The organism is Microvirga sp. HS2, from assembly GCF_055792805.1.
The window spans coordinates 1-1,306 of record NZ_JBVVAJ010000095.1 but is presented as its reverse complement, the minus strand read 5'-3'; the positions used below and the strand labels follow the sequence as shown (position 1 = coordinate 1,306).

Genomic DNA, 1,306 nt, shown 5'->3' with positions numbered 1-1,306 from the left:
GGGACTATCAGGAATTTCGTGTGGGGCCTTACGATGATCATGAGGGAGACATCGCATGGCACGCCGCAAGGACCCCCGGATACCCGACCATCTGCTCGATCAGTTGCTGGCCGGGGCTGACGCTCAATCAGCGTTCGCCAAGGACGGCCTGCTCGACGAGCTGAAGAAGGCTCTGGCCGAGCGGGCGCTCAATGCCGAGATGGACCACCATCTCGAGCAGGAGAATGAGGCCGGCAACAGCCGCAACGGCTATGGCCGCAAGAGTGTGCTCACCGACACCGGCAAGATCGCCCTGGAGATCCCGCGTGATCGCCTGGCGACGTTCGATCCGCAGCTGATCGCCAAGTACCAGCGCCGCTTTCCCGGCTTTGATGAGAAGATCGTGTCGATGTACGCCCGCGGCATGAGCGTGCGTGAGATCCAGGGCCACCTGCGCGATCTGTATGGGATCGAGGTCTCGCCGGATCTGGTCAGTGCGGTCACCGATGCGGTGCTGGAGGAGATCGCGGAGTGGCAGAACCGCCCCTTGGAGGCGCTCTACGCCCTGGTGTTCTTCGACGCGCTGCGGGTCAAGGTGCGCGATGAGGGCACGGTACGCAACAAGGCGGTTTATCTCGCCCTTGGGGTGCGGCCCGACGGCGCCAAGGAGATCCTGGGCTTATGGATCGAGCAGAGCGAAGGAGCCAAATTCTGGCTGCGGGTGATGAACGAACTGCGCACCCGTGGCGTCGAGGACGTGCTGATTGCGGTGGTGGATGGCCTCAAGGGCTTTCCCGAGGCGATCACGGCGGTGTTCCCCGAGGCCCAGGTTCAGACCTGCATCGTGCATCTGATCCGCTCGTCGCTGGCCTTTGTCTCGTACAAGGATCGCAAAGCGGTGGCGGCGGCGTTGAAGGACATCTACCGGGCCAAGGATGCCGAGGCCGGCCAGGCGGCCTTGGAGGCGTTTGCAGCCTCGCCGTGGGGCCGCAAGTACGAGGCGATCGCACCGTCCTGGCGGCGCAATTGGGCGGCGGTGATCCCGTTCTTTGCCTTTCCCGAGGAAGTGCGCCGGATCATCTACACCACCAACGCCATTGAGGCGCTCAATGCCAAGCTGCGCCGGGCGGTGCGGGTCCGCGGGCACTTTCCCACCGACGAGAGCGCGTTCAAGCTGTTGTTCCTGGTCTTGAGGCAGACGCAGAAAGAGTGGAAGATGCCGCCACGGGAGTGGAGCATGGCGAAAGCCCAGTTCGCCATTCTGTTCGAAGGCCGCTTCAGGCTGGGATGATGAACCCGGCCCTTACACGGAAATTCCGACAGTCCC

General features: G+C 63.5%; 1 protein-coding gene. It reads left to right on the top strand.

Going from position 1 to position 1,306, the window contains the following annotated elements:
• Window positions 1-55: 55 nt before the first annotated feature.
• On the top strand, window positions 56-1,270 hold the full coding sequence (locus ACS5Q0_RS27455; RefSeq protein WP_473129785.1) for an IS256 family transposase: 1,215 nt from the start codon (window positions 56-58) through the stop codon (window positions 1,268-1,270).
• The last annotated feature ends 36 nt before the right edge of the window (window positions 1,271-1,306 follow it).